Here is a 1,261-nt window from a genome sequence, read left to right on the forward strand (position 1 = left end):
TCCCTCTGGAACGCATAGGTGGGCAACTCCACCCGACCGGCACCCGACCCGGCGAACAACGCGGCCCAATCAACCCGAGCCCCGTTGACGAACAATGCCGCCAACGCGGTCACCGCACTGCCCGGCTCCGGCTGATCCCTACGCATCGTCGCCACCGCGACCACATCCACCTGCCCCGGCAGGCTCTCCTGACTCATCGCGGTCAACACCCCACCAGGGCCGACCTCCAACAGCACCGACACCCCCTGACCCACCAGGCTGCGGACACCGTCAGCGAACCGCACCGGCTGACGGGCATGCCCCACCCAGTACTCCGGATCACACACCTGCTCCGCCGACGCCACCTGACCAGTCACATTCGACACAATCGGCAACACCGGCACCTCATACGACACCCCCGCAGCGACCCGCCGGAACTCCTCCAACATCGGGTCGATACGCGCAGAGTGGAAAGCGTGACTGACCCGCAACCGCCGAGTCTTACGACCCAACTCGACGAAATGGGCCGCGATCTCGTCAACGGCCTGCTCATCCCCAGCAATCACCGTCGCCGTCGGACCATTCACCGCAGCCACCGAAACCCGCTGCCCGTGACCATTCAACACCGCGAGGACCTCATCCTCGCTCGCCTGCACCGACACCATCACCCCACCCGAAGGAAGGGCCTGCATCAACCGACCCCGCGCGGCGACAAGCGCACAAGCATCCGGCAACGACCACACCCCCGCCACAAACGCAGCGGTCAACTCACCAATCGAATGCCCAATCAAAACATCCGGCCGCACCCCCCACGCCTCCAACAACCGGAACAACGCCACCTCAACCGCAAACAACCCCGCCTGAGTGAACACCGTCTGATCCAACAACCCAGCCGCATCCGACCCCGGCGCCGCAAACAACACCTCCTTCAACGGCCGCTCAAGAAAGGAATCCAACTCCACACACACCGCATCCAACGCCCCCGCGAACACCGGGAAACCCTCATACAAACCCCGACCCATCCCCACCCACTGAGAACCCTGACCCGGGAACATCACCCCCACCCGCACACCAGCACGAGCCACACCCACCACCACACCAGCAGCCGACCCCCCACCAGCCACCGCCTCCAACCCCGCCAACAACCCATCCCTGCCGCCGCCGACAACGACCGCACGATGCTCCAACACCGCACGACCCACCACCAACGACAAACCCACATCCCCCACAGCAACCTCAGAACCCGCCACACGCTCAACCAACCGACCAGCCTGCCCCCGCA

The 1,261-nt window shown here is 65.2% G+C and carries 1 protein-coding gene; it reads right to left on the reverse strand.

The window, feature by feature from the left end; translation table 11 throughout:
- Nucleotides 1–1,241: acyltransferase domain-containing protein (locus tag AB0A90_RS34745; RefSeq protein WP_357256215.1), on the reverse strand; the 1,241-nt coding region annotated here is incomplete at its 3' end.
- Nucleotides 1,242–1,261: the final 20 nt, after the last annotated feature.

The sequence above is a fragment of the Micromonospora sp. NPDC049204 genome (genome assembly GCF_040647935.1).
Classification (GTDB): Bacteria; Actinomycetota; Actinomycetes; order Mycobacteriales; family Micromonosporaceae; genus Micromonospora.